Raw genomic sequence first — 25199 nt, 5'->3', positions numbered from 1 at the left:
CGAGGTGCCAGTGTCATCCTTCGAGGGGTGTCCGGCAGTGATGAACGTCACACTTCGAGTACGAACAAAATGGCCAATGCACGGATCCGGGCTTCTGCCGACCAAGTGAAGGCGGCCATTCGCCGGTATGGCGATCAACTCACCCGCTACGCCCTGCCGATGGCGCTGACCAGGACGGCGCAGGACGCCAAGCTGGCGGTTCAGCGGGTGCTGCCGGAAACCTTCGATCGGCCGACGCCCTACACCGTCAACGCCACCTTCGTCCGGCCCGCCACCAAGGCGGACCCGGTGGCGTGGGTGGGCTTCAAGGACGACTGGGGCAAGGGCACGCCGGCGGCGCGCTACCTACTGCCGAACGTCGAGGGCGGACCGCGCCGGGACAAGCGGATGGAGCGCCAGCTGCGCGCTGCCGGCCTGCTGCCGGCCGGCATGTTCGCGGTCCCGGGCGAGGAAGCCAGGCTGGACGCCTACGGCAACATGCGGCGGTCGGAGGTGGTGCGCATCCTGTCGCAGACCCGGGCCTTTGGGGAGCAGGGATACAGCGCCAACCGCACGGACAGCGCCCGCAGCCGGAAGAAGCGGCGGCGCAACGGTTACTTCGCCGCCTTGCCTGGTAATGCCGGCGGGCTGCCGCCGGGCATCTACCAGCGCGACGGCGCCGACGCCCGACCGGTGGTGATCTTCGTCCGGGCACCGAGCTACCGCCCGCGCTTCCGCTTCCACGACATCGTGGAACGGGCGGTGCGGGCCACCATCGGCCGGCGGCTGGAGGAGGCGGTGCGGACGGTCAACGCCCGCTTCGCCGCCCGGCGGTGACCGACGGACGGTGAGGGGTCAGCCGGCGGTTGCGGGTCCTTCCGGGGGCACCCCCCGGCGAGGGTAATTCGGGCCGCACCGGTCCACCCTCTGAGAAATTTTCGGATCGAGGTTTTTGTTTATGTCCAAACCGGGCCAACGGGTGAATCGGGCGGAGCTGGCCGACGTGTTCGGCGTCAGCCTGCCTACCGTCGACGCGTGGGTGCGCGACGGCTGCCCCTTCGCGGAGAAGGGGGCCAAGGGCCGGGAATGGGCCTTTGAGACAGCCGACGTTCACCGCTGGCTGGTGGACCGTGCCGTGGCCGACGTCGCCGCCGGCTACGAAGGCGAGATCGGCGTCATTACCGCCGACGAGGCCAAGCGCCGCAAGGCGGTGGCCGATGCAGTGGTGGCCGAGATCAAGGCCGACGAGGCCCTGAACGAGGTGGTGAACCGCCATGAGGCTGCGGCCGATGTCGCCGGCTTCTGCATATCCTTGCGCACCGGCCTGTCCAACGCGGTGGCCAAGATCGCCGGCCGCGCCGCGGCGATGACCGGAGCGCCGGAAATCCAGGCCCTGGCCGAGACGGAAATCAATCGGGCCTTCGACGCTGCCCGCGACGAGCTGGTCAAGGGCTGGGGCGCCGGGTTGGCCATCGGGCAGGACGATGAACCGCGGGCTTGAGGCGGCAGCGCGGGTCAGCGCGCATCGTCATGGCGACTACCGGACCGGACGGGGCGAGCTGCGCCGGGCGCTGCTGGCCCTGTTCGACGGCAGCCTGAAGTTCCAGGAGCGCATGAGCGGCTCCGTGTGGGCCGAACGCTTCGGCTGGATCCCGAAGGGCACCGGGGCCGAGCACGGCAAGGTGACGCTCTACGGTTACCAGCGCGGGCTGGTGGACCTGATGTGCGATCCGACCGTGCCGCTGCTGACGGTGCTGAAGGCGGCGCGCGTCGGCTACACGCGCTGCGCCACGCTGGCGGTGGGCTACCACCTCCACCAGGACCCGACGCTGTGCGCCATCGCCCAGCCGACGATCCCGGATGCGGAAGACTTCGGCAGCGGTGAAATCGCGCCGATGCTGCGCGACACCCCGGTGCTGAAGCCGCTGATGCGGCCGACCCGCAAGGGAGAGAAGCAGGACAATGCCACCTTCTACCAGCTGAGCAACGGCGCCAGCGTGCGCGTGGTGGGGGCCGCGTCGGACGATGCCTTCCGCCGCTACTCGGCCCGCTTCCTGTTCGCCGACGAAATCGACGGCGACGGCTGGACGCCCGGGGCGAAAACCCAGGGCGACAAGCTGAAGCTGTTCTGGACACGCGGCGAGACCTTCTGGAACCGCTCGATGGTGCGCGGCTCGACCCCGCTGCTGTACGAGACCAGCCGGGTGTGGAAGCTATGGCTGGCATCGGATCAGCGGCGCTACTTCGTGCCGTGCCCACAATGCTCCGATGCTGCCGGCCAGCTCGACGGCTGGCAGTATCTGGACTGGGGCGGGCCGGACGTGCCGCACGGGCTGAAATGGAGCCTGGACGCCGAGGGCACCCTGGACAAGGTGTGGTACGTCGGCACCTGCGGCTGCATCATCGAAGAGCGGCACAAGGCGTGGATGGACGCCAACGGCGAGTGGCGCCCGACCGCCAAGGCGAAGGTGCCGGGCCATGTCGGCATGCATCTGTGGACCGGCATGTCGCTCAATCCCAACGCCGCCTGGCCGGTGATCGTCCAGGAATGGTTGGAGGCGCAGGCCGATCCGGCCAGCCTGGTGCAGCCCTTCATGAACCTGCGGCTGGGCCGCCCCTACCGGGCGACCTACGGGCAGGAGGTCAAGAGCAGCAGCTTCATCGACCGCATGGAGCTGTACCCGGCCGAGGTGCCGGCAGGTGTCGAGTTCATCACCGTCGGGGTGGACGTCCAGTCCGGCAAGGTCAACCCGCGCCTGGAGGCCTCCGTCTACGGTTGGGGCCGTGGGCTGGAGGTCTGGCTGATCGGCCATTTCGTCCTGGTCGGCGATCCGGCCAAGGGCGAGGTGTGGGCGGCGCTGGACGAGCAGGTGCTGCTGCGCCGGTACCGCAAGCCGGACGGCACCACGCTGGACGTGCGGGCCACCTGCATCGATTCAGGCGGCCACCACACGCAGGAGGTCTATGCCTTCGCCAATAAGCGCCGCTCCCGGCGGGTGTGGGCGATCAAGGGCCGCTCGGAAAGCCGGGGCCAGCGGGGCAAGGTGTGGCCGCGCAAGCCGTCCAGCAAGCTGGGCCATGTCTGGTACATGATCGGCGGCAACGCCGCGCGTGACTGGGCCTATGGCAGCCTGGCGGTGGACAAGCCCGGGCCGCGCCATGTGCATTTCCCGCAGGCGCCGATCGACGGCGCCCGCGAGCTGGACGACGAGTTCTTCGCCCAGCTGACCCGGGAGACGCTGATCGTTCCGCGCGGTCAGCAATACACGGTGTGGGTGAAGCCGGCAGAGGCCCACGAGGCCGGGGTGTGCTTCGTCTACGCCTACGCCGCGGTGTGCGGCCTGCAGGCGCTGTCCGGCAAATACGTGAAACTGGGCGAGGCCGACATCGAGGCGGCACCTGCGGGTGAGGCCGAGGCCGCTGGCGACACCAGCGACACCAGCGGGGAGTCGACTCCAGCCGACGCGATCGCCGCGGCGGTGGAGCGGGCACGCCGGCTGAGCCGGCCGGCTGCTGCCGTCCAACCGGTGGCGCCGGCACCACCGGCCTCGACCGACAAAGGGGAGCTGTACCTATGACCGACGTCACCACCCTGGAGACGTGGCTCGCTGAAGCGCGGGCCGCGCACCATGCCCTGCGGCTTGGCCAGCAGAAGGTCAGCGTTCGCTTTGGCGACCGCGTGGTCGAATACGCCCCGGCCAACGCCACCCAGCTCGCCAGCTACATCGCCTCGCTGGAACGCCAGATCGCCGCGGCCAGGGGCCGGCGCGGTCCGGCGGTGTCGCCTTATGTCCGGATGATCGGCTGATGGCCACCGCCCCCGTCATCCTCGACCGGCACGGCCGGCCGATCGCCCAGGGCGAGATCCGCCGGGCCCGGGCGCAGGCGGCCATGGGCGCCTTTCTCGCCGGATCGGGCAACGCGCCCGAACTGCGCGACTGGACGCCGGCGGCAGGCTCCCCCGATGCCGACCTGGACGGCGACCGCCAGACCATCGTCGCCCGTGCCCGCGACCTGGAACGCAACGACGCCCTGGTTTCCGGTGCGGTCCAGTCGCTGAAGGACAGCGCCATCGGCTTCGGCCTGGATTTCCAGTCGATGCCGGATTATCGCGCGCTGGGCATCGGCCGCGACCAGGCGCAGGACGCCGCCCGGCGCATCGAATCCATCTGGCACGAGTGGAGCGAGGACCGCGACGCCTGCGACGTCACCGGCCAGCTGCCCTTCGGCTCGATGCTGCGCCAGTCGGTGCAGTCGGATCTCGTCGCCGGCGAAAGCCTGCAACTGGCGCTGTGGCTGCCGGAGCGGCAGCGCCGGCTGGGCAGCCGCTTCGCCACGGTGATGCAGACGGTGGAGGCGGATCGCCTGTCCAACCCGCAGGACCGCATCGGCGATCCGCGCCTGCGCGACGGTGTCGAAATCGACGGGTATGGGGCGCCCGTCGCCTACCATATCCGCTCCAACCATCCGGGCGACCTCTTCATGCCGTGGGCGATGGCCGCGGCGGAGTGGCAGCGGGTGCCCTTGCGCGGACCGGGCGGCCGGCGGGTGGTGATCCACTCCTTCGACCAGAAGCGGCCGGGCCAGCACCGCGGCGTCTCCGTGTTCGCCCCGGTGATGACCGAGTTGAAGCAGCGCGCCCGGTTCCAGCGGGCCGAGCTGCAGGCGGCGGTGGTCAACGCGGTGATCGCCGCGGTTCTGGAAAGCCCGGCAGACGGGCAGACGCTGCTGGACCTGTTCGGCGACGCCAACAGCTACATGGACATGCGCAACGCCCAGCCGTCGGTCCAGCTCGGCATCGGCCCGGGCGGCGCCATCCCGCGCCTGCTGCCGGGCGAGACGCTGAAGGGCTACTCGAGCAACCGCCCGAGTGCCGGCATGGACGGGTTCGTCACCACGGTCAGCCGGCTGATCGCCACCGGCATCGGCATGACCTACGAGACGTTCATGCGCGACTTCAGCAAGACCAACTACTCCAGCGCCCGCGCGTCGCTGCTGGAGGGCTGGCGCTTCGTGCTGTTCCTGCGCATGCATAAGACCCTGACCTGGTGCCGGCCGACGCTCGACCTGGTGCTCGAGGAAGCGGTGTGGCGCGGCTACCTCGACCTGCCGGGTTTCTCGGAGAGCCGGGCGCGGCGGCAGGCGTGGCTGCGCGGGGTGTGGCGCGGTCCGGCCCGTGGCTGGGTTGACCCGGTGAAGGAAATCACCGCTGCGGCGATGCGGGTGCGGCTGGGCATCTCCACCCTGCGCGACGAGGCCCTCGACCAGGGCCGCGACCTCGACGACCTGCTGGACCAGATCGCGCTGGAGCAGGAGGCGCTGAAGGCGCGCGGGCTGACCCTGCCCGAGGTCAACTTCATGCCCACCCCTGACCAGCCCGAGCCGCCGGCCGGCACCTGACGGAGTTTCCCGACATGCTGAAGACGATGCAGCCCGTGCTGGTGTCCCCAGCCTGGGCCGAGACGGCGGCTGCGCGCATGGTCCAGCTGACCCAGGCGAACCGCGCCGGCGGGGAGCTGCCGGCTGGCTGCTACCGGCTGGGCGAGATCAACGGCACCCGCCGGCCCTACGAGGTCGACCAGGGTGTGGCGGTGGTGTCGGTCGCCGGGCTGCTGGTGCCCAAGCTGGGATACATCGGCAGCAGCTGGGTCACCGGCTATGACGGGCTGCGGTTTCAACTGGCGCATGCCTTCGCCGATCCGGACGTGCGCGCCGTCTGCCTCGACATCGACAGCGGCGGCGGCATCGCGCAGGGCTGTTTCGACCTGGTGGACTGGATCGTCGCCATGAAGACGGCGACGGGCAAGCCGGTTGGGGCGATCTGCAGCGAAGAGGCCTATTCCGCCGCCTACGCCATCGCCTGTGCCGCCGACAGCATCGCGGTGCCGCGCACCGGTGGGGTCGGTTCGATCGGTGTCTGGCTGATGCACTGGGATTATTCCCGCATGCTGGAGGAGGCCGGGCTGAAGCCGACCATCGTCCAGTCCGGCGCACACAAGACCGACGGTCACCCCTATGCCGTGCTGCCCGAGGCGGTGCGTGCCGAGTGGCAGGGGCAGGTCGATGCGCTGCGCCAGCTCTTCGCCGAAACCGTCGCCCGCGCCCGCGGGCTGGACGTGGCGGCGGTCCTCGCCACCGAGGCCCGCTGCTTTGAGGGGCCGGTCGGCACCGCCGAGGCCGTGCGCCTTGGGCTGGCCGATGCGGTCCTGCCACCCGACCGGGCCTTTTCGGCCTTGGTGGATCATGTGAGGGACACTCAGTGAAGACGTTCAGCTTCGCTCACCTGAACCCCTTCGGCCGCTCCAAGGCGGCTGACGGGGAGACCCAGGCGGGCACCGACAGCACCAAGGCCGGCACCGGCGGCACCACGCCGCAGGCCGGTGCCGGCGACGATGTCGACCAGAAGGACAAGGGCAAGGACAAGCCGAAAGACGGCGAAGACGACGACGCGCCCAGCAATGGCGACGGGGGCGATAAGAATGCTACCGGCCAGCAGGCCGACGCCCCCGGTGAGCGTGAGCGCTGCGCCGCTATCTTCGCAGCCCCTGCCGCCGCCGGCCGCGTCCAGCTCGCCGCGCATCTGGCCTTCAACACCGACCTGACGGTCGAGGCCGCCTGCGCCGCGATGGAGGCTGCACCCATCGGGGCCACCGTGCCCGGTGCCTCTACCGGCAACCCCCTGGCGCTCGCCGCCATGGACGCCCACCCCAACCCGACCATCGGCGCCTCGACCGACACCGCCACCCTGAGCGACGACCAGAAGGCCGCCGCCGCGGTGCTGGCCAGCATGGCCGCTGTCGGTCTCATTCCGAAGAAGGACGGCACCCGATGACCTCCGCCAGTTTCTCCTCCCAGAGCAATCAGCCGCTGCCGTCCCTGATCGGCGGCGACTTTCCGCGCATCACCCGGCTGGTGACCGTTGCCAGCGGCGTCGGTGCGCTGCCCGCCGGTGCCGTGCTCGGCCGCACCGGCGGCACCAAGCGCTTCGTCCTGTCGGTGGCCATGGCCAACGACGGCACCGAGAAGCCCTGCGCCATCCTGGCCGAACCGGTCGATGCCACCGCCGGCGACGTCGAGGCCATCGCCTATTTCAGCGGCGAGTTCAACCCGGACCAGCTGACCTTCGGCGCCGGCCACTCCGCCGCGTCGGCGGCCGACGCGCTGCGCGACCTGTCGATCTTCCTCTGAGGGCCCCACCCATGGACATCTATTCGACCCTTGCCATGCTGGGGGTGCTGCAGTCGCTGCGCGCCAAGGCCCCCCGCTTCCTGCTGAACATGTTCTTCCCGCTGGCCAGCTTCAGCGACGATGAAAAGATCATCTTCGACGTCGAGGTCGATGACATCGAGATCGCCCCCTTCGTTTCGCCGCTCGCCGCCGGCCGCGTCGGGTCGGACACTGGCTATGAAACCCGGATGTTCGCCCCGGCCTATGTGAAGCCGCTGCACGACATCAAGCCGGGCGAGCCGCTGCGCCGGCTGGCCGGCGAGCCGCTGACCGGCACCCTATCGGCCGGCGCCCGCGAGCAGGCCATCCTGGGCGCCAAGCTGCAGCGCCAGCTGACCCAGATCCTGCGCCGCAAGGAGGTGATGGCGGCCGAGGTCCTGCGCACCGGCAAGTGCGTGGTGAAGGGCGACGATTATCCGGAGGTCCTGGTGGACTTCCAGCGTGACGGCGATCTGTCGCTGGTGCTGTCGGCCGGCGCCCGCTGGGGCGAGTCCGGCGTGTCGCCCTATGCCGACGTGTCGGAATGGATCGACCTAGTGGGGCGGAAGTCCGGTGCCGCGGTCAACGTCGTGGTGATGGACGCCAAGGCCTGGGCGCTGTTCGAGGCTGACCCCAAACTGGAGAAGGTGCTCGACCGCACGCTGGGGCAGGCTGCCATCGTCCAGATGGGATTCCAGCCTGGCGTACCCGGCACTCCGGTGTTCAAGGGCCGGATCGGGATGGTTGAGTTCTATACGTACAACGATACGTACAAGGACAATGGCGCCACCAAGGAGCTGCTGCCGGACTACACGGTGCTGCTGGGCGCCACCGGCGCCATGGAGGGCATCCAGGCCCATGGCGCCATCCTCGACCCGCGCGCCGGCTACCAGGCCCTGGAGGTCTTCCCCAAGAGCTGGATCGAAGAGAACCCGGGCCGGCGTATGCTGCTGAGCCAGTCGGCGCCGCTGGTCTACCCGCGGCGTCCCAACGCCTGCATGTGCGCGACGGTGAGGTGATCCATGGCCAAGCTGCGCCTGCTGGTCACCGTGAAGGTGGCCAAGGAGACCGCGCTGCGGCCGGGGGCCGTCATCGAGGTCAAGGACCCGGAGGACGAACAGGCCGCTTCCCTGGTGGCCCGCGGCTTCGCCCGCTGGGTGAAGGCCGGCGACGCGGCCGGGGTGGAGGAACTGCCGCTCGACCGCATCATCGCGGCGATCGGCAAGCTGGACCCGGCGAATGCCAAGCACTTCAAGGGCGGCAAGCCGGACCTGAAGGCGCTGGGCGAGCTGCTGGCGGCGGACATCACCGCCGACCAGCGTGACCGGGCCTGGGCCGCTCTGCAGGGGTGATCGGCCATGGTCTTCGATGACCTCAATGCCGCCTGTGTCGGCGCCTTCGGTGAGCCGGCGGTGATCCGCCGGCCCGGCCGCTCCGACCTCACCGTCACCGGCATCTTCGACCGCCGACACTATCAGGTGGACACCGACGACGGGCCGGTCTCCACCCTGATGACCTCGCTGGCGGTGGTCGACGCCGACATGGGCGGGCCTGTGCCCGCCGGCGCCGTCGTCGAGGTGCGCGGCCTGTCCTTCACGGTGTCCGAGCCGCGGCCGGACGGGCAGGGCATGACCGTTCTGCTGCTGCGGGAGTCGCGCTGATGCACCCGCGCACCCGGATCCGCACCGCCATCGCCACGGCGCTTGCCTCCGTCGCTCCAGTCACCGCCAACCGGGACGATCCGCTGCAGCCGGACGCGCTGCCCTGCATCGGCCTGTTCACACCCGACGAGGCGACGCAGGAAATCACCATGGGGAGCCGGCGCCAACTGCGGCGCATGGACCTCTATGTCGACGGCTACGTCCGCGCCGGCGCCGACCTGGACGACCAGCTCGACGCCATGGCGTTGCGCATCGAGCAGGTGATCGCCGGCGGCGGCAAGTTCGCCGGCACGGTGGATCGCATCGAGCTGGTGCGCACCGTCACCGACCGCCTGACCAGTGGCGAGTTGAAGGCCGGGGTGACCCGCCTGCAGTTCGCCGTGACCTACCAGACCACGTTTGGCCAGCCCAACGCCTGAGTCCGACGCCTGAGCCCTCCGGAGCTTCCGGAGCGTCCCCGCCGCCCGGCTTCCGGGCGGCTTTTTCTTTGCCCGAAGGAGGGGCATTCCCATGAGCGGCAACGCTGTTCAGAGCGCCGGCACGCGCCTGTTCCTTTCCACCACCGCCCTGTGCACCACCGAAGCCCAGTATAAGGCGCTCGCCTGGACCGAGGTCGAGGAGATCGAGGACATCGGCGCCTTCGGTGAGACCTTCGAGAAGGTCACCTACAAGACGCTGGGCGACGGAGCCGTCCATAAGAAGAAGGGCACCGTCGACTATGGCTCTGGCACGCTGAAGCTGGCCCGCGTTCCGACCGGCGCCGGCCAGACGGCGATCCGCGCCGCGGCGAAGAACCGCAAGGCCGCCTACAACATCAAGATCGAGTTCGACGATGCCCCCGACGGCGGCACGCCGACCACGATCTACCTGCGTGCCTACGTCATGTCCTACACCACCGAAATCGGCGGCAACGACAAGGTGATCGAGGCCAGCGTCGGCCTCGAAATCGACGCCGAACCGATCGAGGTGGCGGCCGACGCGCCCTAAGCGCCGGTGCCCTGACGCCGGCAGCCCACCCTGGCTGCCGGCTCTTCTCCCCGTCCAAAGCGAGATCCTGCCATGACCGTCCCCAGCACGGCGCCGCGCTTCGCGCACGGCGTGATGACCGTCAGCCTCGACGGTGAAGACGTCGAGCTGTTCGCCAACGTCCGCGCCTCGCGCACCATCTGCCGCCTGTATGGCGGGCTGCAGCAGGCCTTCACCAACACCAACGCCTTCGACTTCGACACGCTGGTGAACGTCGTCAACGCCGCCGCCGGCCGCGTCGGCAAGCAGGCCGAGGCCACCGCCGAGGCGATCTTCGCCGAGGGTGTCGTCGTCGTCGCGCCGCAGGTGCTGCTGTTCCTGAATTTCCTCGCCGGCGGCGGCAAGGCGCCCAAGACGGACACCGCCAAGGCCGGGAAGGCTGAGCCGGACAGCGAGGCCGCCGCATCGGGGGAAGCCGGCTGACCTTCGCGGAGTACGTGGACCGGATGTTCCAGTACGCCACCGGCTGGCTGGGATGGTCGCGCAGCGAGGCGCTGGACGCCCCGTTCCCCGACATCCAGCTGGCCATGGACGGGAAGGTCGATTTCCTCGCCGCCACCACCCCCGGGGCGAAGCGCCAGAAGCGCAAGCCCAAGGACACGGCGGAGCTGAAGGAGCGGGCGCGGGCCGTGTTCGGCCTGAAGCGCCCGGACCCTGACATGGGTATGGGCAAGGGCAGGGGCGCCGGGTGACCGGCGCCCTTTTCGTTTCCGGAGACCGGCATGGCTGATTTCCCCGGCATGATGGTGCCGGTCGGTGCGGACGACTCTGGCCTGCGGCGGGTGCTGTCGCAGGCGGAAGCCCGCGTCGACCAGTTCGCCGGCCGCGTCGACGGCTCCGTGCGCCGGGCATCCTCCAGCTTCGATGCGCTGGGCAGTGCCGCCGGCCGCGTTGCCGGCGTGATCGCCGGCATCGGACTGGCGCAGGGTGCGGGTGAGGCGATCAGGGCGGCCGACGCCTGGAGTCTGTCCGCCTCGAAGATCGCGCTCTATGCCGGTGCCGGCGAAAAGGCGGTGGCGGTTCAGGAGCAGCTGTTCCAGGCCGCCCAGCGCGCCCGTTCGGCCATGGAACCGACAGTCGGGCTCTACACCTCGCTGGCCGATGCCGCCCTCACCATGGGCAAGTCCCAGGGGCAGGTGATCCGGCTGACCGAGACCATCTCCAAGACCTTCAAGATCTCGGGCACCGAGGCCGGCACCGCCGCCGGCGCCCTGGTGCAGCTGTCGCAGGCGATGGCCAGCGGCGTGCTGCGTGGCGACGAGTTCAATTCGGTGATGGAGGCCTCGCCGCGGCTGGCCAAGGCCCTGGCCGATGGGCTGGGCGTGCCGCGCGGCGCCCTGAAGTCGCTGGCCGAGCAGGGGGCTCTGACCGCCGACACGGTGGTGAATGCGCTGCTGAAGCAGAGCACCGCCATCGACACCGAGTTCGGCCACATCGCCACCACGGTGTCCGACAGCCTGACGGTGCTGGCCAACACCGCCCAGCGCCAGATCGGCCAGATGAACCAAGCGGTGGGGCTGACCGCCGGCATTTCCTCCGGCATCCTGGTGCTGGCCGACAACCTCGATGCGGTGACCAAGGCCGCCGGCGGCGCTGCCCTGGCGCTGGGCGCCATCGCCGCGGCGCGCATGATGCCGACCGGCATTGCCGCGGTCACCCAGGCCATCGACGACCAGCGCGTCGCCCTCTATGCCAAGGCGGTGGCCACGGCCGAGGCGGCCAATGCCGAGAAGCTGGCAGCAGCGCAGGACCTGATCCGGGCGCAGACGGCCCGGACCGCCACGGTTGCGACGGTGCAGGCGGCCGAGGCGGAGTTCGCGGCCAAGTCGGCGGTGGCAGGGACCGCCGCCGGCAACCTTGCCGCGGCAGAATCGGCGCTGACGTCGGCCCGGGCCAAGACGGCGCTCACCACCAACGTCTATGTGCTGGCCAAGGCGCTTGCGACGGAGCGCGACGCCGAGGCCACCGTGGTGATGGCGCGCGAGGCCTCGATTGCCGCCGACGCCGAAAAGATGGCCTCGCTGGCCCGGCTGCGCGCCGCCCAGCTCGCCACCGCGGCGGCCGGCGAGGCCGTGGTGGTCGCCGACGCCCACCTCACCACCATGGCGGTGAGCGCCAATGCGGCGAGCATCGCCCTGGCGCAGCGCGCCTCGCTGCTGACCGCGGCCTGGAACGGGGTAAAGGCCGCCGGCGCCGGCATGCTCGGGGTGGTCGGCGGACCGTGGGGGGCGGCATTGCTGGCCGGTGCCGCGGCGGTGGCTTTCTTCGCCACCCGCACCACGGCGGCCGAAGAGGCGGCCGACAGCTTCGAACATGCGCAGCGCGCTGCCCAGGACGTGGTGAAGGACTCCGCCGCGGACGTCGAGCAGCTGGCCACCCAGTACGGGCGCCTGTCGGACAGCATGCGGGCGGTCACCCGGATCAAGCTGGACGAGGCCCTGGCCGAGCAGGCCAAGGCGATCGCCGCCCAGCGCAGTGCCGCGTCGGCAGCGGTCTACCGCCCGGATTCGGTGGCGCGGCCGGTGTCGGGCGACTGGAACGTCTCGACCGACACCGCCAGCTCGGCCCGGGTGTACGAGCAGATGGGGCTGGCTGCCGACCAGGTGGACCGGCTGCGCATCGCGTTCCAGGCCTTCCGCTCGGCCGCGGCCGACGATCCGGAGGCGATCGCCAACCTGGTGCGCATGCTGGACGAGGTCGGGCGCAACGCCGGCGCCGCCGGCAAGCCGCTGCTGGATCTGGCGCAGCGTCTGGCCGATCCGGCGACCAAGGCGGAAGCCGCGTCCAGGACGGCGAAGGAGCTGGCCGCCCGGCTGGCGCTGCTGACCAACCCGGCGGACGAGGCGGCCAAGGCGGTGCTCGCCGCCGGACAGACTGCCGACACCGCCGCCTCGCGGTTCACCGGGCTGGGCTCGGCCGTGGGTGGGGTGGCCTCCAAGCTGGCCGAGCTTGGGGCCAAGAGCTGGACCCTCTCGCTGCCCGAAGGGCTGGAGCGGCGGGTCGGGGAGATGGTCGGGCCGCCGCCCGAGCAGAAAACCCCCGTCGTCACCGGCCTGCAGGATCGCGGCCGGTCCTCCGACGACACCGCCTATCAGACCTGGGACGCCCAGCGCGACGTCGTGCGCGGCCGGCTGAAGAGCCAGATCGTCCCGGCGGAGTCGGCGGAAGCGGTGCGGCTGCTGACGCTGGAGGCCGACGCCACCGAAAAGCTGGCTCGGGCGCGGGCATCGGGCAATCCGGCGACGGTCAAGGCGGCCGAGGTCGAGGTGGAGGTGGCCAAGCGGCTGCGCGAGGGCCTCGACCCGGCGCAGGAGGGCAGCACCCGCACCCAGCTGCTGCGCAAGGCGCGGGCCGAGCTGGCCGGCGAGGTCGGGGCGCAGGTCACCCAGCTCACCATGGACGTCGCCGCCCAGCAGCGGCTGACCGCGGCCGCCGGCAAGGGCGAGGCCGCCCAGCGCGCGGCAGCGGCGGCCAACCGCGTGGCGGCGGCCGGGCTGAAGGGCTACGGCGATGCCGCCGCCGCGGCCGAGGCGCGGGTGGAGGCGCTGACCGTCCAGCAGCTGCGCAAGGACGCCGACCAGCCGATCCAGGACCGCATCCGCTCGGCCCGGGCGCTGATGGATGCCTACGAGCAGGGGCCGAAGGCGGTCAAGGCGGCCGAGGTGGCCGAGCAGGCCCACACGCTGGCGCTGAAGGAAGGCGAGGAGGGCACCCAGCGCTACAATGAGGCCAAGGCCCATTACGTCGAGCTGCTGACCCAGGCGCAGCAGCTGGAGTCGGCCGCGGCGGCCGGGCCGATGCTTCAGCAGCAGCGCGACCAGCTGGAGCTGGGACAGAAGCAGCTTGAGCTGATCGGCGCGTCGGCCGAGATGCGGGCGGTGGAGCTGGCGCGCACCCAGGCGCTGATCGACCTGCGCGACCGCAACATCGACGCCGCCAGCCGGGAAGGGCAGGCCTATCTGGCCAACGCCGAAGCGCTCGCCCGGCAGAACCTGGCGCTGGAGCGGACCAACGCCGCCTACCAGGAGTTGGAGCAGTTCGGCGACCGCAGCTTCGACGCCATCCTGCAGAAGCTGTCCGCCGCCGGCAAATCGACGATGTCCTGGGCCGACGCCATCGGCACCGTCAGCGTGGAGTTGCAGCAACTCGCTCTGAAGATGGCGCTCATCAACCCGATCAAGAACTGGGTGATGGGCAGCAACCTGCCCACCGTGTTCGATTTCTTCAGCGGCGGCAGCAGCGGGCAAACGGGACAGGCAGGGCAGGGTAGCGGCCTGACCGGCAGCCTGACCAACACCGCCTTGTCGAAGGGCGCCGGCTGGGCGATGGACAAGCTCGGCATCGGTGGGTCCGGCGGCCTCGGCGGCCTGATCGACAGCTTTGGCTACAGCACGCTCGGCATCGGGACTGTCGGCGGATGGGCTGCCGCCGCCCCTGCCAGCATCACGGCGGCAACTGCGGCCCCCATCACCGGGGCGGCGAGTGCCAATGCGGCGACTGGCGTAGCGGCAGCTGGCAACACAGCAGCGGCCAACACCCTCTACACCGGCTCTGCAAGCGGCGTATCAGGGGCTGGCATCACCGGCGGCCTGTCCGCCTATCTGGGTGCGGCGGGCGCCGGTGCGTTCGGTGGCATGTTGGGCGGCATGGCCGGAACGGCGACCAACAGCAAGGTTGTCGGTGGCCTGTCCGGCGCGGCATTGGGCGCCGGTGCGTCGGCACTCGCCGCCTACATGGGCTTGGGCGCCATCGGCGGGCCGATCGGGCTGGCGATCGGCGCGGTGGTCGGTGGCATCATGGGCATGCTGGGCACCCAGAAGGCCACCGTCGGTCCCAACAGCTCGGGCAACATCGTCCTGAACGGCAAGGGTGGGTTCCGCACCGACACCGCCCTGGCGGACAACGGTGCCGACGCTGGCCAGATGCAGCAGGTGACCGACGCCGTTGCAGCGTCGATGAACGCCATCGTGTCGGGGATCGGCGGCAAGCTGACCGGTGGTGACGGTGCAAACACGGCGCTCATTCAGCAGTTCGCCAAGGACGGCAAGTGGTACGTCACCCCGACCGTGGGGGACAAGGCCGGGCAGAAGACCGCGTTCACCGACCAGAACGAGGCCATCGCCTTCTACATGCGCGAAAGCCTGAAGGGGCTGATCGGCACCGGCCAGCTGACCGGCGTCAACGATGACGTGAAGACGGCGCTGAGCACCTCCAAGGCGACCAAGGCCGAGGATCTGGCCAACGACCTGGGCTTCGCCGCCGGCTTTCGTCAGCAGCTCGACGTGATGAACGCCAGCCTGGATCCGACGAACAACCTGCTGAAGACCTTCACCGAGAATGCCAAGGCGATCGGCGACCAGGTCAAGACCAACATCACCGATTGGCGGAGCAAGGCCAGCGAGCTGGGACTGGCGACCGAGACCGAGCTGACCGCCGCCGCCCGCAAGGGCATCGAGGCGATGATGGGTCTCGGCCCGGCGACCAAGCCGCTGGTGGGCATGGCCGCGGCGACCAGGCAGGCCGAGATCGAGTTCGAGCAGTTCCGGCCGGCGCTGCTGTCGCTGGGCTACACCACCGGCGAGGTGGCCGAGCTGGCGGCGCGCTACACGAAGAAGCTGCAGGACAGCTACGCCGACGCGGTGGCCTATGTTCAGCGGCAGGGCGCGGTCGCCATCGAGGCGCTGATCGACCCCAACGCCAAAACCAGCGCGCTGGACCGGCTGCAGAGGCTGGGCCTCGACCGCACGAAAGCAGCGGTTGCCGGACTGGCCGGCGTCATCGACGGGGTGGAGAAGGCAGCGTCCGGCGGCACGCTGACCATCGAGGCCGAGCGGGCGGCGCTGGGCCGGCTGAACGCTGCGCTCTACGACGGCACCATCAGCGGTGACCAGTACACCGCCATGGTGGGGTATCTGACCCAGGCGTGGCAGGACAGCGCCGACGCCGCCCAGACGGCGGCGGAAAAGGCCAAGGCGCTCGCCTCCTACCAGACCGACATCGCCAGCCGGATGGTTGCGGCGCTCGGCAACAACCGCGGCGCCGGGCTGATCGCTCTGGACGCCCAGCAGGCGGCAGCCCTGGCCGATGCCAAGGCGGCCGGCTACGACACCACCCAGCTGCGCCTGGTGCAGGCGGCCGAGCGGGCGAGCCAAGCCTTCACCCTGGCACAGCAGGACCTGCTGGACGCCTACGACCGCGAGATCGCCGCCAAACAGGAGGTGGTCGACTCCATCCAGTCCGGCGCTATCGCCCTGCTGCAGGCCGCCCAGCAGTTCAAGGATGCCCGCGCCGCCCTGCGCGAGGGCGACGACTCGCCGTTGGCGCCGCGGCAGAAGATCAAGGAGGCAAGCGACCGCTTCGACGCCGCCTATGCCGTACTGAAGGACAGCGGCTCGACCGATGCCGACAAGGACACCGCCCGGCAGACCCTGCTGCAGGTGGGTCCCACCCTGGTGGCGCTGGAGAAGGCGGCCAGCGGCGGCACCGCGTCGGTGCTGTTCGACAAGGTGGACAAGGTCTTCGCCGAGCTGGGCGACACCGGCGGGCTGAGCCTCGACACCGCCACCCAGGATCTGCAGGTGGCGCAGGACCAGCTGAAGGAGCTGCAGAAGGCCCGGGCCGAGGCCGCGGCGATCGGGCAGCGGCAACTGGGCAGCCTGTCCAGCCTGCGCGACGTCATGGACCAGTCTTACGCCGTCTGGCAGGCAGCACTGACACCGCTGATGACGCTGACCAACAGCAGCGACAACCGGCCGCATTACAGCGCGCCGGCGGCGGTGCAGTCGGCCTGGGACGGGCTGTCGGCCGAGCAGCAGCACGGCATCGCTCGGGCCATGGGCTGGGGCGGCCAGCTGGACGAGGCCTTCAATCTCTGGCTGGCCACCTCCACCCAGCGCGCCACCACCTTCGGCGCCAATGTCACCGCCATCGCCGGCGGGGCACGCTATGGCGCACCGGACGACGTCGGCCGCGCCTGGGGCGCGCTGACCCAGGCGCAGCAGCTCGCCGCCGTCCGCGCCGCCGGTTACGACGGCGGACTCGACAGCGGGCTGAACGCCTGGGTGAAGCTGGGGCACCAGTCCGCCTTCGAGGCGGCGGTGCGGGCGCAGGCCCACGGCGCCGGCATCCCGGGCTTTGCCACCGGCACCCTGGCCACGCCGCCGGGCGCCGTGTGGGTGGGGGAACGCGGGCCGGAGCTGCTGTGGCAGGGCGGCGGAGCGGCGGTGGCATCCAGCGCCGACAGCCTGCGGATTGCGTCGGCCTTCGACGCCGCGGTGAACGGTTTTGCTCCGCCGGCGCCGACGGTCTCCTTCCGCCGCCCCGACCTCGATGCCGGCGGCGCCGGTGTGGCCGAGCTGCTGGAGGCGGTGGAGGGCCTGCGCGACGAGGTCCGCTCGCTCGGCCGCGACGCCCTCACCCAGCGCGCCCGCATCGGTGCCGATGCCGCCGCCCTGCTGGCCCGCGTCGAGGCGGCCACCAGCGACCTGCCCCGCAAACTCGCCAACACCCGGAGGGCCGCCTGATGAAGGTGCGTCTTGTCGACCTGACCCTGTTCCACCGCCCCAGCGGCCACCGCCACCGGCTGCCGCTGGCCACCTTCCCCGGCTATCAGTCCGGCCCGGCCGACAGCCCGCCGAACGTCACATGGCTGCCGCTGGTGACTGCCGGCGCCGACGCGTCGGTGTCGATCGGCAGCCTGGGCGCCGCGGACGGGCAGGCCGAGCTGCGGATCGGCGACCTGGTGCTGCGCAACGAGACCTCGCGCAACCCGGGACAGCGCTTCGCCACCGTGCAGAACCTCGACACCGGCGCCTGGCTGCGCCTCGCCCTCGATGACCGGCCGCTCAACCTGCTGCTGACCGGCGACTATGTCATCCAGGCGGTGACCGAGCGGGAGATCGAAGACGGGGCGCCGCTGGCCGAGGCGGTGACCATCTGGACCGCCCGGGTCGGTCAGCCCAAGCCCAAGCGCACCGAGATCGCCCTGCCGATCTACGACTCCCGCCTCGACTACGACACGCCGATCCAGACCGAGCGCTACAAGGGCACCGGCGGCTATGAAGGGCCGGCCGAGCTGAAGGACACGCTGAAGGAGCTGCCGCTGGGGCACTGCCCGATGGCGCGGCCGACCTATCTCGGCATCATCGATGGCTTCCACCGCTGGTCCGTCGGCGGCGGCAAGCCTGTGCAGGACGTGCCGCGGGGCTGGTCTTCCGGTGTCGGGGTGGCAAAGCAGAGCGGCGCCACGCCGGCGGACAACGCGCACTTCACGGTCGACCTCGCCAGCGGGATCGTCACCACCACGGTGAAATATGCCGACTTCCGCGTCGAGGTGCTGGGCCGCAAGTTCGCCGGCGTCTACCGCCGCACCATCGGGGAGCTGATCGCCGCTCTCGCCACCGGCACCGGGCTGGCCAGCACGGTGGACAGCGCCGGCATGGACGCCATCCCGCGCACAGTGGGGCTCTTCCTCGCCGCCGGCGACAGCACCACCCATGCCGCCGCCTATGCCAAGTTCGTCGGCAGCGTGCCGCGCGGCGGCTGGTATGTCGGCACCGCCGGCCAGCTGGTGGTGACGCGGGTTCCCCGCCCGACCGCGGCGGTGGCTGTCCGCGCCTACAGCAGCGCCGCCGGCACCACCACGGGCCTGCAGTATGTCGAGGGCCAGCACAACCCGCCGGCCAAACAGGTGGTGGTGCGCTGCGCCCACAACCCCAGCCCCTCCAGCAGCGCCGCCACCGACGCCACCGCGGCCGACGCCACCCGCTGGACCCAGGAATGGATCGAGGTGCCGTCCGCCACCGACGCGGCGATCGCTGCCGCCTGGGGAAGCTCGGCCAAGGTGGCCACGATCAAGACGGTCCTGACCTTCAGCGCCGACGCCGCGGCCGAGTTGCCGGCCTGGGTGGCCGAGCTGTCGGCGCCGCCGACGCTGTACGAGCTGCCAGCGCTGGACGGAGCGCCCGGCATCTGGATCGGCGACACCGTGACGGTGGAGGACGACATCGCCGGCTTTGCCGATGGGGCGCCGGTGGTGGTCTATGGCCGGACCATCGCCGACCGGACCGGCGGCGCCACCCTCTATGTGGCGCGGTGAGCCATGGCCACCGGACTTCTGGCCCACATCAACGAGCTGTCGGAACAGGATTGCGCCATCACCGGCACGGCTGCCGATTGGGCGGCAACGGCGCCGCTCGATGCGGTGAAGACGCTGCCGCTGGTGGACGCCGCGGTGTCCACCCGCATCGGCACCCGGGACCAGCCGGTGGTGCTGGAGTGGGAGTGGGAGCGGCCGGTCGACCTGACCTATGCCGGGCTCTACCGCACCAACCTGTGGAAGACCGGCCGCATCCGGCTGGAGGCCTTCAAGACCAGCGGGCGGACCTCGCTGGCCTTCACCACCCAGCACGCCAGCGGCATCGACCGCCTAGTGCTGCCCGGGCTCTACGATCCGAAGACCCTGCGCTTCGGCGGTGAGAACACCGTGCTGGGGCAGCTGGGCGCGCGGGAGTTCCTGCGTTACCCGACGAACATCCATGTGACGATGCCGCTGTGCAGCGCGCAGGTGCTGCGCTGGACGGTCTACGGCCCGGCCTACCGGGTGACCGGCAGCCGCTACAGCACGACCGAGCAGGCCTATCGCATCGGTTTCGGCTGGGCCGGCGACAGCTTGGCATTCGACCGCCATGTCGGCGCGTCGGCCGAAGGCTACCGCCGCGGCGGCACGGTGACCGAGCTGGCCGGCGGCGGGGTGGCGGTGGAACCCGGCCGCGGCCGGCGCACCGCCACGCTCGACCGCACCGTCAATGAGGCCGGTGACCGCGACCGCCTGTTCGACCTGGTCAACTTCCTCGACGCCGACCGGCCGGCGGTGTGGCTACCGGACACCGACAGTGCCTTCGACTGCTACCGCTATGGCGGGCTTTTCCAGGTCATCGAGGACTTCAGCCAGAAGTATCTGAACGACCTGCACAGCGCCGCCACGATTTCCCTTGGTGAGGTGACGACATGACGACGCTGGCCAACATGCTGGCGGCGGCCCAGCGGCTGCTGACCTACTACAACGGCAACGAGAAGACGGCACAGAACCCGGGCGGCCTCACCGGTGTGGGTGGCATGGCCGATAACTGGGACCCTTGCATCCAGGACATCGGCACGGTGGGCACCGGCGTGGGCGATGCCCTGAGCGCGGCCTCCACCAGCGAAGGCAATGCCGCCGCGTCGGCCACCGCCGCCGCCGGCAGCGCCACCGCGGCCAATGCGTCCAAGGTTGCAGCCGCCACCAGCGCGGGCAACGCCGCGGGCTCGGCCACCGCTGCGGCCAGCAGTGCTACGGCTGCCGGCAGCAGCGCCACCGCGGCCAATGCCTCCAAGCTGGCGGCTGCCACCAGCGAGGGCAACGCCGCGACCTCTGCGACGACGGCGACGCAGCAGGCGGGAATTGCCACGACCAAGGCGGGCGAGGCTGCCGGTTCCGCGACGGCCGCAGCCGGGTCCGCATCGACCGCGACGACGAAGGCCGGCGAGGCTGCGGCTAGTGCGTCGGCAGCAGCCACCAGTGCCGGCAATGCGGCCAACAGCGCATCGGCGGCGGCGGCCTCTGCCGCGGCGGCGCAGACCTTCGATCCGGCGGGCTATCTTGCGAAGGTCGGCGGAACGCTGACCGGCTGGCTGCAGACCTTCGCCGGAGTGGATGCCGCCAATCTGGGCCTGCGGATCGGGGAGGCAACGAGCGGCTTCTACCGCTCGGCCGCGGGAGTGCTGGGCTTCGTGGTGTCCGGTGTCGAGGTGTTCCGCACGGCGGCCAACGGTGTGCTGCACTTCTACAGGGGTATGACCGTGTCGGTGGTCACCCTGAACAACGTGGGCGGCGTGTTCACTCTGGACTGCGTGGCTGGGGTGGAGTTCGATTGCGGCACCATCTCCGCCGCGGCTGTCATCGGCAACCCAACCGGCGTGCCGGGGGCGGGTAAGGCGCAACAAGTCTCTGTCAAGTGGACACAGGACGCCACAGGTGGGCGGGTGATGTCCTTTGGCGGCAACTGCGTCAATGTGGGCGGCACGTCAGCAAACACGGGTGCGGGAAAAACGAACTTCGCCGTTGGCAAAGTCTACAGTGACGGGAAGTTCTATTACAGCATCGCCAGGGGGGCCTGAGCATGCTCGGCTTCGACCCCCTGTTTATGGGTTCGTCAGGGCAATATAAGCTGTTCACCGCGACGGGCTCGCAAAGCTTCGATTTCGGAACGACCACCATCAAGCGCGTCTATATGGTCGCCGGCGGAGCGCGGGGCGGGCAGGGCCAGGGGAACGGCGCCGCCGGTGGCGGCGGGTCCGGCTACGATCTGTTGCTCACCAACGTCACGATCCCGGCCGGCCCGGTGACCATCATCGTCGGGGGAAGCGATACGGCGTCGTCGTTCCACACATGGTCCGTCAGCTCTGGCGAGGCCGGCGTAAACGCCGATGGCGGGAGCCGTGGCGGCAATGGTCTGGGCGGTGGCGGCGCCGGGTCCGGTGGCGGAGGGACAGGCGGCACCGGCGGCGCTCCGGGAGCCAACGGCGGAAACACCATTGGCCCCGGCGGCAGTCCAGGCACCGGCCGCGCCTTTTCCCCGCCAGCCAACCTGCTGATCGGCACCATCTCGGGTGGCTCAGGCGGGCCGGGCGGCCTGAACGGCTCCCCAACCTCGAATAGTTCCGGTGGCACCGGATACGGCGCTGGTGGCGGTGGCGGTGACGACACCGGCGGGTCTGGCCCTGGTGGCGGTGCCGGTGGCGTCCTGGTCAATGGCGCAGGGCCGAGTGCGCAGGGCGGCAGCGGCACCACGCCGGGGCAGGGGGCTCCGGGCTTCGTCTATGTCGAATACTGAAACGGTCCTTCGAATGGAGGGTGTCATGATCGTGTTTCCCGTGGCGCTGGTGCGTGACGACGGGTCCTTCGCCGTGTACGCCAACGAGGCCGCCTTCGTCGGTCCCGGCGGCATCCAGCACCCGGCCGAGGCGTGGCGGCTTTGGTCGGCCGAGGATTGGGTGGCCCTGTGTCCCGGCTGGACGCCACTGCCGCTTATCGATGAAAAGCCGGTGGAAGAAGGCAAGCGGGCCGAAGCGCTGCCTTTGGACCAATGGACAGTCGATGCCGACTCGGTGCGGGTGGCGTATCGGCTGATCGCCCTCACCCCGGCTGAGATCGAGGCGGCCAAGCCGCCGGTGCCCCAGGCGGTGACCAATTTCCAGGCGCGTGCGGCGCTGCTGACCGCCGGACTGTTCGACCAGGTCAACGACGCCCTGCTGGCGCTGCCGGCCAACGCCACCGCCCGGCAGGCGTGGGAATACGCCAACGAACTGACTCGTACCGGTACGCTGGTCAACAGCATGGCCGAGACTCTGGGCTTCACCGCTGCCCAGCTTGATGACCTGTTCCGCCAAGCCGCCACGATCGAGGCCTGAGCATGTTCGGAGAGTTCCTGTCCCTGCTGTCCTGTCTGCTGAATGTGCTGGCCGGCGGGCAGCGCGAGATCACCTTCAGCGCCGCTTCCTACGAGCTGGCCGCCTTCGGTGCCACGCCGCACGCCCGCCGATGGGGTACCCGCCGGGTGGCCGTCGTCAACTGGCTCAACCTGCACGTCACTGGCGAGGCGGACCACTGCCGTAAGGCCTGGGAGGCGCATCTCGCCTTCTGGCGTGAGCGCATGGCTTTGGGCGCACCGGCGGCCTGATCGGCCGCGACAACACTCCAACCCTGACCGACCCGGCCGCCGCGAGCGGCCTTTTTCATGCCCGGAGGATCCTCATGCGTGCCATCCCGCAAGCCGCCGTCGACCTGGTGAAGGAGGCCGAAGGCCTGCGCCTCACCGCCTACCCGGACCCCGCCACTGGCGGCGCTCCCTGGACGATCGGCTACGGCCACACTGGCCCGGACGTCCGGCCGAGTCTGACCATCATCGAGGCGCAGGCCGAGCTGCTGCTGCAGGCCGACCTCGACACCGCCGCAGCGGTGGTCGACCGCGCCGTCACCGTCGAGTTGACCGACAACCAGCGCGGGGCGCTGACCGCCTTCGTGATGAACATCGGCGCCGGCCGTAAGGCCAAGGGCAAGGACGCCGGCAAGGACGGATTCGTCACCCTGAAGAGCGGCCAGCCCTCCACCCTGCTGCGGAAGCTGAACGTTGGTGACGCCGCCGGCGCGGCGGCCGAGTTCGCCAAATGGACGCGCGGCGCCGGCAAGGTCATGCCCGGCCTGGTCAAGCGCCGGGCGGCCGAGGCGGCGCTGTTCCTGTCAGATGAGGTCCACCCGGTCAGCCGGGTTGCCGAGCTGGCGCCGGCCATGAAGCCGATGGCCAAGTCGGTCAGCGCCGTCAGCGGCGGCGGTGCGCTCGGCCTCGCCGGCGTCGCCGTACTGCTGGACCAGGCGCGCGATGTCTCGACCGCCATCAAGGGCCTGCTGGAGGCGCTGCCGTCGGGGGCGCTGGGCTGGGCAGTGGCCACTCTGCTGGGGCTGGCGGTGGCAGTGATGCTTTACCGGCGTTGGGATGACCAGCGTAAGGCGGTCTGATGCTGGCCTTCCTTACCACCGGCTGGGGCCGGGTGGCTGCCGGCCTGATCCTCGCCAGCTTGGTGCTGGCGGGGATCGCCACCTTTGGGGCGCTTCAGCGTCAAGCCGGGCGGCAGGATGCCGCACTCGAGTCGACTACACAGGCACTCCGGAACGCAGAGGTGCGCCATGGGATTGAGGATGATCTGCGCCGGCATCCTGCTGGCGCTGCTAAGCGGCTGCGCGAGCAGTGGAGCCGGGACTGAGGGCGGCTGCGCCGCCTTCCGCCCAATCTACACCAGCCGGGCCGATGCGCTCACCGATGGAACGGCCGAGCAGCTGTTGGCTCATAATCTGACAGGAGCGCAGCTGTGCGGGTGGGTGCGAATACGCTAGCAATATTGGCCAAAGTTTTCACATGACAAGTCTTTGGCCGATAATTGCAATTGCTGTACCATTATTCCGGCATGCATCCCCTCCGATATGTCATTTGGGGCAATGTTTAACACAAAGAAGCGGTTTTGGCTAAAATATAAATATATAATCACTCGATGCGCTTCTGGTTTTCTCTGCTCCAATGTTCGGATAGAATATCTTTCTGATTTCCATCCAATGAACTCATTATGTCGGATACTCTTTCGTCGATATCAGTTTCAATAAAGGAAGAGACACGAATTGCGCACTTAAACAAGTTAGAAAACTCAGACAAATGATATTCCGGAGTAATTTGCTCTCCGCTTTTATCGATAAAAATCTTACCACTTTCGTCAATGCGATACTTAAGATTATGTCGCCCATCATTGCGTCCGACATGTGCATACCATTCATCTCGGAGATCATAGAAGCGCTTATGTAGCGCTTGAAGGTCTGCATCGCCTGCAAATATTTTGTTAGCCGGCAACTGTGCTCGTTGACCGCTATTAAACATGGTTATGTAAGCAACAACTAGACCCGCAAAAAATTTTTCGATATTCGTAACAATCTGTGAGTCTATGAAAGTAAGTACAACAGCGATACCATATCTATTAACAGCATCCCAGATGTTCTTTCTATCGATATCAAGTTGTGATATTTCTTCAGTCTTTCCAATTCCAAGGGCCTGGGATAATTTTTTAATATTTTCTTCTATGTCTTCCAGAAGTTCTTTAGATCTTTCGGGCATCGGTGGAGGGGTCACAGGTCCGGCAATGCCGTTGATGACATTGAGCGAAAGTATAATATCTAACGTTTTCCATTTTTGCTCGATTCTGTCTTCTATTGCTTTGATCTTAAATTTTTGCTCGTTACTTAAAGCATTCAAAAAATCATCAGGCAACTTCAGCGTCTTTTTCATACCGATCCACCATAAAATTAGGAGGCGAACTCAGAGAGAGAAAACAATTTAATATCAAAATCCGATGGCGAGCAAGAGGGATTAATGGAAAAATAGATGGTTTTCCTTGGATTTTTTCTATTTAAAATTGCATTTTCTCACGCGCATTAGGCATTCACCATACTGTAGAGCAGCGAACTCGATAGCACCTTTTCACCTTGCCTATTCGACATGGACGAGGCCAATCTTTCCCACCAGCCCGATAAAGCATTGATATTGCTCAGAGCAAAATTCGGGGTGAAAGTGGGAAAAATTCATGGTTGACAAGGAAGTCAACGTTTTCGTAATCAGTAGGTCCGGGGTTCAAATCCCTGTTGCGGCACCAGTTTCTTCAAGGGCTCGGCAAGCAATTGCCGGGCCCTTGGTCGTTTTGATGCTGTTGCGCCGGTTTCCAGTGCGGCGCTGGTTAACCGAGTGCTTG

25 protein-coding genes are annotated in these 25199 nt (G+C 68.9%); 24 read left to right on the top strand and 1 reads right to left on the bottom strand.

The genetic code is table 11. The features are described from left to right. The first annotated feature begins 69 nt into the window (after positions 1–69). The 24 genes from ABNQ40_RS28455 to ABNQ40_RS28340 all read left to right on the top strand — a co-directional run bounded on the left by ABNQ40_RS28455 (position 70) and on the right by ABNQ40_RS28340 (position 23672). The gene (locus ABNQ40_RS28455; protein ID WP_109048433.1) at positions 70–816 is read left to right on the top strand and encodes a hypothetical protein; all 747 of its coding nucleotides are present in this window, start codon (positions 70–72) and stop codon (positions 814–816) included. A gap of 121 nt (positions 817–937) precedes the next feature. Then, on the top strand, positions 938–1480 hold the full coding sequence (locus tag ABNQ40_RS28450; protein ID WP_109048432.1) for a terminase small subunit: 543 nt from the start codon (positions 938–940) through the stop codon (positions 1478–1480). Further along, positions 1464–3557: a terminase gpA endonuclease subunit gene (locus ABNQ40_RS28445; protein ID WP_109048431.1), complete on the top strand. Its 2094-nt coding sequence runs from the start codon at positions 1464–1466 to the stop codon at positions 3555–3557. Before ABNQ40_RS28450 ends, ABNQ40_RS28445 begins: the two co-directional genes overlap by 17 nt. After that, positions 3554–3787: a phage head-tail joining protein gene (locus tag ABNQ40_RS28440; protein ID WP_109048430.1), complete on the top strand. Its 234-nt coding sequence runs from the start codon at positions 3554–3556 to the stop codon at positions 3785–3787. Before ABNQ40_RS28445 ends, ABNQ40_RS28440 begins: the two co-directional genes overlap by 4 nt. Continuing rightward, on the top strand, positions 3787–5379 hold the full coding sequence (locus ABNQ40_RS28435; protein WP_247879619.1) for a phage portal protein: 1593 nt from the start codon (positions 3787–3789) through the stop codon (positions 5377–5379). Before ABNQ40_RS28440 ends, ABNQ40_RS28435 begins: the two co-directional genes overlap by 1 nt. A gap of 14 nt (positions 5380–5393) precedes the next feature. Then, positions 5394–6242 carry a S49 family peptidase gene (locus ABNQ40_RS28430; protein ID WP_109048428.1) on the top strand — a complete coding sequence of 283 codons (849 nt, stop codon included), beginning with the start codon at positions 5394–5396 and terminating at the stop codon, positions 6240–6242. Continuing rightward, on the top strand, positions 6239–6811 hold the full coding sequence (locus ABNQ40_RS28425) for a hypothetical protein (protein ID WP_109048427.1): 573 nt from the start codon (positions 6239–6241) through the stop codon (positions 6809–6811). The genes ABNQ40_RS28430 and ABNQ40_RS28425 overlap by 4 nt, the downstream gene beginning before the upstream one ends. Beyond that, positions 6808–7167 (top strand): head decoration protein, encoded by a 360-nt coding sequence (locus tag ABNQ40_RS28420; RefSeq protein ID WP_109048426.1) that lies wholly within the window; start codon positions 6808–6810, stop codon positions 7165–7167. The genes ABNQ40_RS28425 and ABNQ40_RS28420 overlap by 4 nt, the downstream gene beginning before the upstream one ends. A gap of 11 nt (positions 7168–7178) precedes the next feature. Then, the gene (locus tag ABNQ40_RS28415; protein WP_109048425.1) at positions 7179–8204 is read left to right on the top strand and encodes a major capsid protein; all 1026 of its coding nucleotides are present in this window, start codon (positions 7179–7181) and stop codon (positions 8202–8204) included. Positions 8205–8207: 3 nt separating this feature from the next. Next, positions 8208–8537 (top strand): hypothetical protein, encoded by a 330-nt coding sequence (locus ABNQ40_RS28410; RefSeq protein ID WP_109048424.1) that lies wholly within the window; start codon positions 8208–8210, stop codon positions 8535–8537. 6 nt (positions 8538–8543) lie between these two features. Continuing rightward, entirely contained in the window at positions 8544–8846 is a 303-nt protein-coding gene (locus tag ABNQ40_RS28405) for a hypothetical protein (protein WP_109048423.1), read from the top strand. Beyond that, positions 8846–9265, top strand: a complete 420-nt coding sequence (locus ABNQ40_RS28400; RefSeq protein ID WP_109048422.1) for a hypothetical protein — start codon at positions 8846–8848, stop codon at positions 9263–9265. The genes ABNQ40_RS28405 and ABNQ40_RS28400 overlap by 1 nt, the downstream gene beginning before the upstream one ends. A gap of 91 nt (positions 9266–9356) precedes the next feature. Then, complete coding sequence (locus ABNQ40_RS28395) at positions 9357–9833, top strand: hypothetical protein (RefSeq protein WP_109048421.1); 477 nt, start codon at positions 9357–9359, stop codon at positions 9831–9833. 72 nt (positions 9834–9905) lie between these two features. Continuing rightward, positions 9906–10295: a hypothetical protein gene (locus ABNQ40_RS28390; RefSeq protein WP_109048420.1), complete on the top strand. Its 390-nt coding sequence runs from the start codon at positions 9906–9908 to the stop codon at positions 10293–10295. Between the two features lie 23 nt (positions 10296–10318). Next, positions 10319–10564 (top strand): hypothetical protein, encoded by a 246-nt coding sequence (locus ABNQ40_RS28385; protein WP_109048419.1) that lies wholly within the window; start codon positions 10319–10321, stop codon positions 10562–10564. Positions 10565–10594: 30 nt separating this feature from the next. After that, positions 10595–17395, top strand: coding sequence for a tape measure protein (locus ABNQ40_RS28380; RefSeq protein ID WP_109048418.1), 6801 nt, complete (start codon positions 10595–10597; stop codon positions 17393–17395). Beyond that, positions 17395–18969, top strand: coding sequence for a hypothetical protein (locus ABNQ40_RS28375; RefSeq protein ID WP_109048417.1), 1575 nt, complete (start codon positions 17395–17397; stop codon positions 18967–18969). Before ABNQ40_RS28380 ends, ABNQ40_RS28375 begins: the two co-directional genes overlap by 1 nt. Positions 18970–18972: 3 nt before the next feature. Further along, positions 18973–19884, top strand: coding sequence for a hypothetical protein (locus tag ABNQ40_RS28370; protein ID WP_109048416.1), 912 nt, complete (start codon positions 18973–18975; stop codon positions 19882–19884). Beyond that, on the top strand, positions 19881–21029 hold the full coding sequence (locus tag ABNQ40_RS28365; RefSeq protein ID WP_109048415.1) for a hypothetical protein: 1149 nt from the start codon (positions 19881–19883) through the stop codon (positions 21027–21029). The genes ABNQ40_RS28370 and ABNQ40_RS28365 overlap by 4 nt, the downstream gene beginning before the upstream one ends. Positions 21030–21031: 2 nt before the next feature. Then, the gene (locus ABNQ40_RS28360; protein ID WP_158285537.1) at positions 21032–21745 is read left to right on the top strand and encodes a hypothetical protein; all 714 of its coding nucleotides are present in this window, start codon (positions 21032–21034) and stop codon (positions 21743–21745) included. Between the two features lie 25 nt (positions 21746–21770). Beyond that, positions 21771–22322 (top strand): hypothetical protein, encoded by a 552-nt coding sequence (locus ABNQ40_RS28355; protein WP_146255409.1) that lies wholly within the window; start codon positions 21771–21773, stop codon positions 22320–22322. Positions 22323–22324: 2 nt separating this feature from the next. Beyond that, a complete protein-coding gene (locus ABNQ40_RS28350) occupies positions 22325–22591 on the top strand; it encodes a hypothetical protein (RefSeq protein WP_109048413.1) in 267 nt (88 codons plus the stop codon). A gap of 74 nt (positions 22592–22665) precedes the next feature. Beyond that, entirely contained in the window at positions 22666–23427 is a 762-nt protein-coding gene (locus tag ABNQ40_RS28345; protein WP_391348073.1) for a lysozyme, read from the top strand. Beyond that, positions 23427–23672, top strand: a complete 246-nt coding sequence (locus ABNQ40_RS28340) for a hypothetical protein (RefSeq protein ID WP_109048411.1) — start codon at positions 23427–23429, stop codon at positions 23670–23672. The genes ABNQ40_RS28345 and ABNQ40_RS28340 overlap by 1 nt, the downstream gene beginning before the upstream one ends. Before the next feature lie 278 nt (positions 23673–23950). Here ABNQ40_RS28340 and ABNQ40_RS28335 read toward each other — a convergent pair whose 3' ends face one another. Beyond that, positions 23951–24739 (bottom strand): hypothetical protein, encoded by a 789-nt coding sequence (locus tag ABNQ40_RS28335; protein WP_146255408.1) that lies wholly within the window; start codon positions 24737–24739, stop codon positions 23951–23953. Positions 24740–25199 lie beyond the last annotated feature (460 nt).

Source organism: Azospirillum sp. A23 (genome assembly GCF_042938965.1).
In the GTDB taxonomy this organism is placed as follows: domain Bacteria; phylum Pseudomonadota; class Alphaproteobacteria; order Azospirillales; family Azospirillaceae; genus Azospirillum; species Azospirillum melinis.
This window is presented reverse-complemented; position numbering and strand designations above follow the sequence as displayed.

Bases quoted from the DNA above. Each gene is read 5' to 3' on its own strand.
- ABNQ40_RS28445 (WP_109048431.1), top strand. From the start codon at position 1,464: ATGAACCGCGGGCTTGAGGCGGCAGCGCGGGTCAGCGCGCATCGTCAT.
- ABNQ40_RS28375 (WP_109048417.1), top strand. From the start codon at position 17,395: ATGAAGGTGCGTCTTGTCGACCTGACCCTGTTCCACCGCCCCAGCGGC.
- ABNQ40_RS28455 (WP_109048433.1), top strand. From the start codon at position 70: ATGGCCAATGCACGGATCCGGGCTTCTGCCGACCAAGTGAAGGCGGCC.
- ABNQ40_RS28390 (WP_109048420.1), top strand. From the start codon at position 9,906: ATGACCGTCCCCAGCACGGCGCCGCGCTTCGCGCACGGCGTGATGACC.
- ABNQ40_RS28440 (WP_109048430.1), top strand. From the start codon at position 3,554: ATGACCGACGTCACCACCCTGGAGACGTGGCTCGCTGAAGCGCGGGCC.
- ABNQ40_RS28370 (WP_109048416.1), top strand. From the start codon at position 18,973: ATGGCCACCGGACTTCTGGCCCACATCAACGAGCTGTCGGAACAGGAT.
- ABNQ40_RS28350 (WP_109048413.1), top strand. From the start codon at position 22,325: ATGTTCGGAGAGTTCCTGTCCCTGCTGTCCTGTCTGCTGAATGTGCTG.
- ABNQ40_RS28340 (WP_109048411.1), top strand. From the start codon at position 23,427: ATGCTGGCCTTCCTTACCACCGGCTGGGGCCGGGTGGCTGCCGGCCTG.
- ABNQ40_RS28335 (WP_146255408.1), bottom strand. From the start codon at position 24,739: ATGAAAAAGACGCTGAAGTTGCCTGATGATTTTTTGAATGCTTTAAGT.
- ABNQ40_RS28380 (WP_109048418.1), top strand. From the start codon at position 10,595: ATGGCTGATTTCCCCGGCATGATGGTGCCGGTCGGTGCGGACGACTCT.
- ABNQ40_RS28430 (WP_109048428.1), top strand. From the start codon at position 5,394: ATGCTGAAGACGATGCAGCCCGTGCTGGTGTCCCCAGCCTGGGCCGAG.
- ABNQ40_RS28410 (WP_109048424.1), top strand. From the start codon at position 8,208: ATGGCCAAGCTGCGCCTGCTGGTCACCGTGAAGGTGGCCAAGGAGACC.
- ABNQ40_RS28385 (WP_109048419.1), top strand. From the start codon at position 10,319: ATGTTCCAGTACGCCACCGGCTGGCTGGGATGGTCGCGCAGCGAGGCG.
- ABNQ40_RS28415 (WP_109048425.1), top strand. From the start codon at position 7,179: ATGGACATCTATTCGACCCTTGCCATGCTGGGGGTGCTGCAGTCGCTG.
- ABNQ40_RS28450 (WP_109048432.1), top strand. From the start codon at position 938: ATGTCCAAACCGGGCCAACGGGTGAATCGGGCGGAGCTGGCCGACGTG.
- ABNQ40_RS28360 (WP_158285537.1), top strand. From the start codon at position 21,032: ATGCTCGGCTTCGACCCCCTGTTTATGGGTTCGTCAGGGCAATATAAG.
- ABNQ40_RS28420 (WP_109048426.1), top strand. From the start codon at position 6,808: ATGACCTCCGCCAGTTTCTCCTCCCAGAGCAATCAGCCGCTGCCGTCC.
- ABNQ40_RS28395 (WP_109048421.1), top strand. From the start codon at position 9,357: ATGAGCGGCAACGCTGTTCAGAGCGCCGGCACGCGCCTGTTCCTTTCC.
- ABNQ40_RS28405 (WP_109048423.1), top strand. From the start codon at position 8,544: ATGGTCTTCGATGACCTCAATGCCGCCTGTGTCGGCGCCTTCGGTGAG.
- ABNQ40_RS28365 (WP_109048415.1), top strand. From the start codon at position 19,881: ATGACGACGCTGGCCAACATGCTGGCGGCGGCCCAGCGGCTGCTGACC.
- ABNQ40_RS28355 (WP_146255409.1), top strand. From the start codon at position 21,771: ATGATCGTGTTTCCCGTGGCGCTGGTGCGTGACGACGGGTCCTTCGCC.
- ABNQ40_RS28435 (WP_247879619.1), top strand. From the start codon at position 3,787: ATGGCCACCGCCCCCGTCATCCTCGACCGGCACGGCCGGCCGATCGCC.
- ABNQ40_RS28345 (WP_391348073.1), top strand. From the start codon at position 22,666: ATGCGTGCCATCCCGCAAGCCGCCGTCGACCTGGTGAAGGAGGCCGAA.
- ABNQ40_RS28400 (WP_109048422.1), top strand. From the start codon at position 8,846: ATGCACCCGCGCACCCGGATCCGCACCGCCATCGCCACGGCGCTTGCC.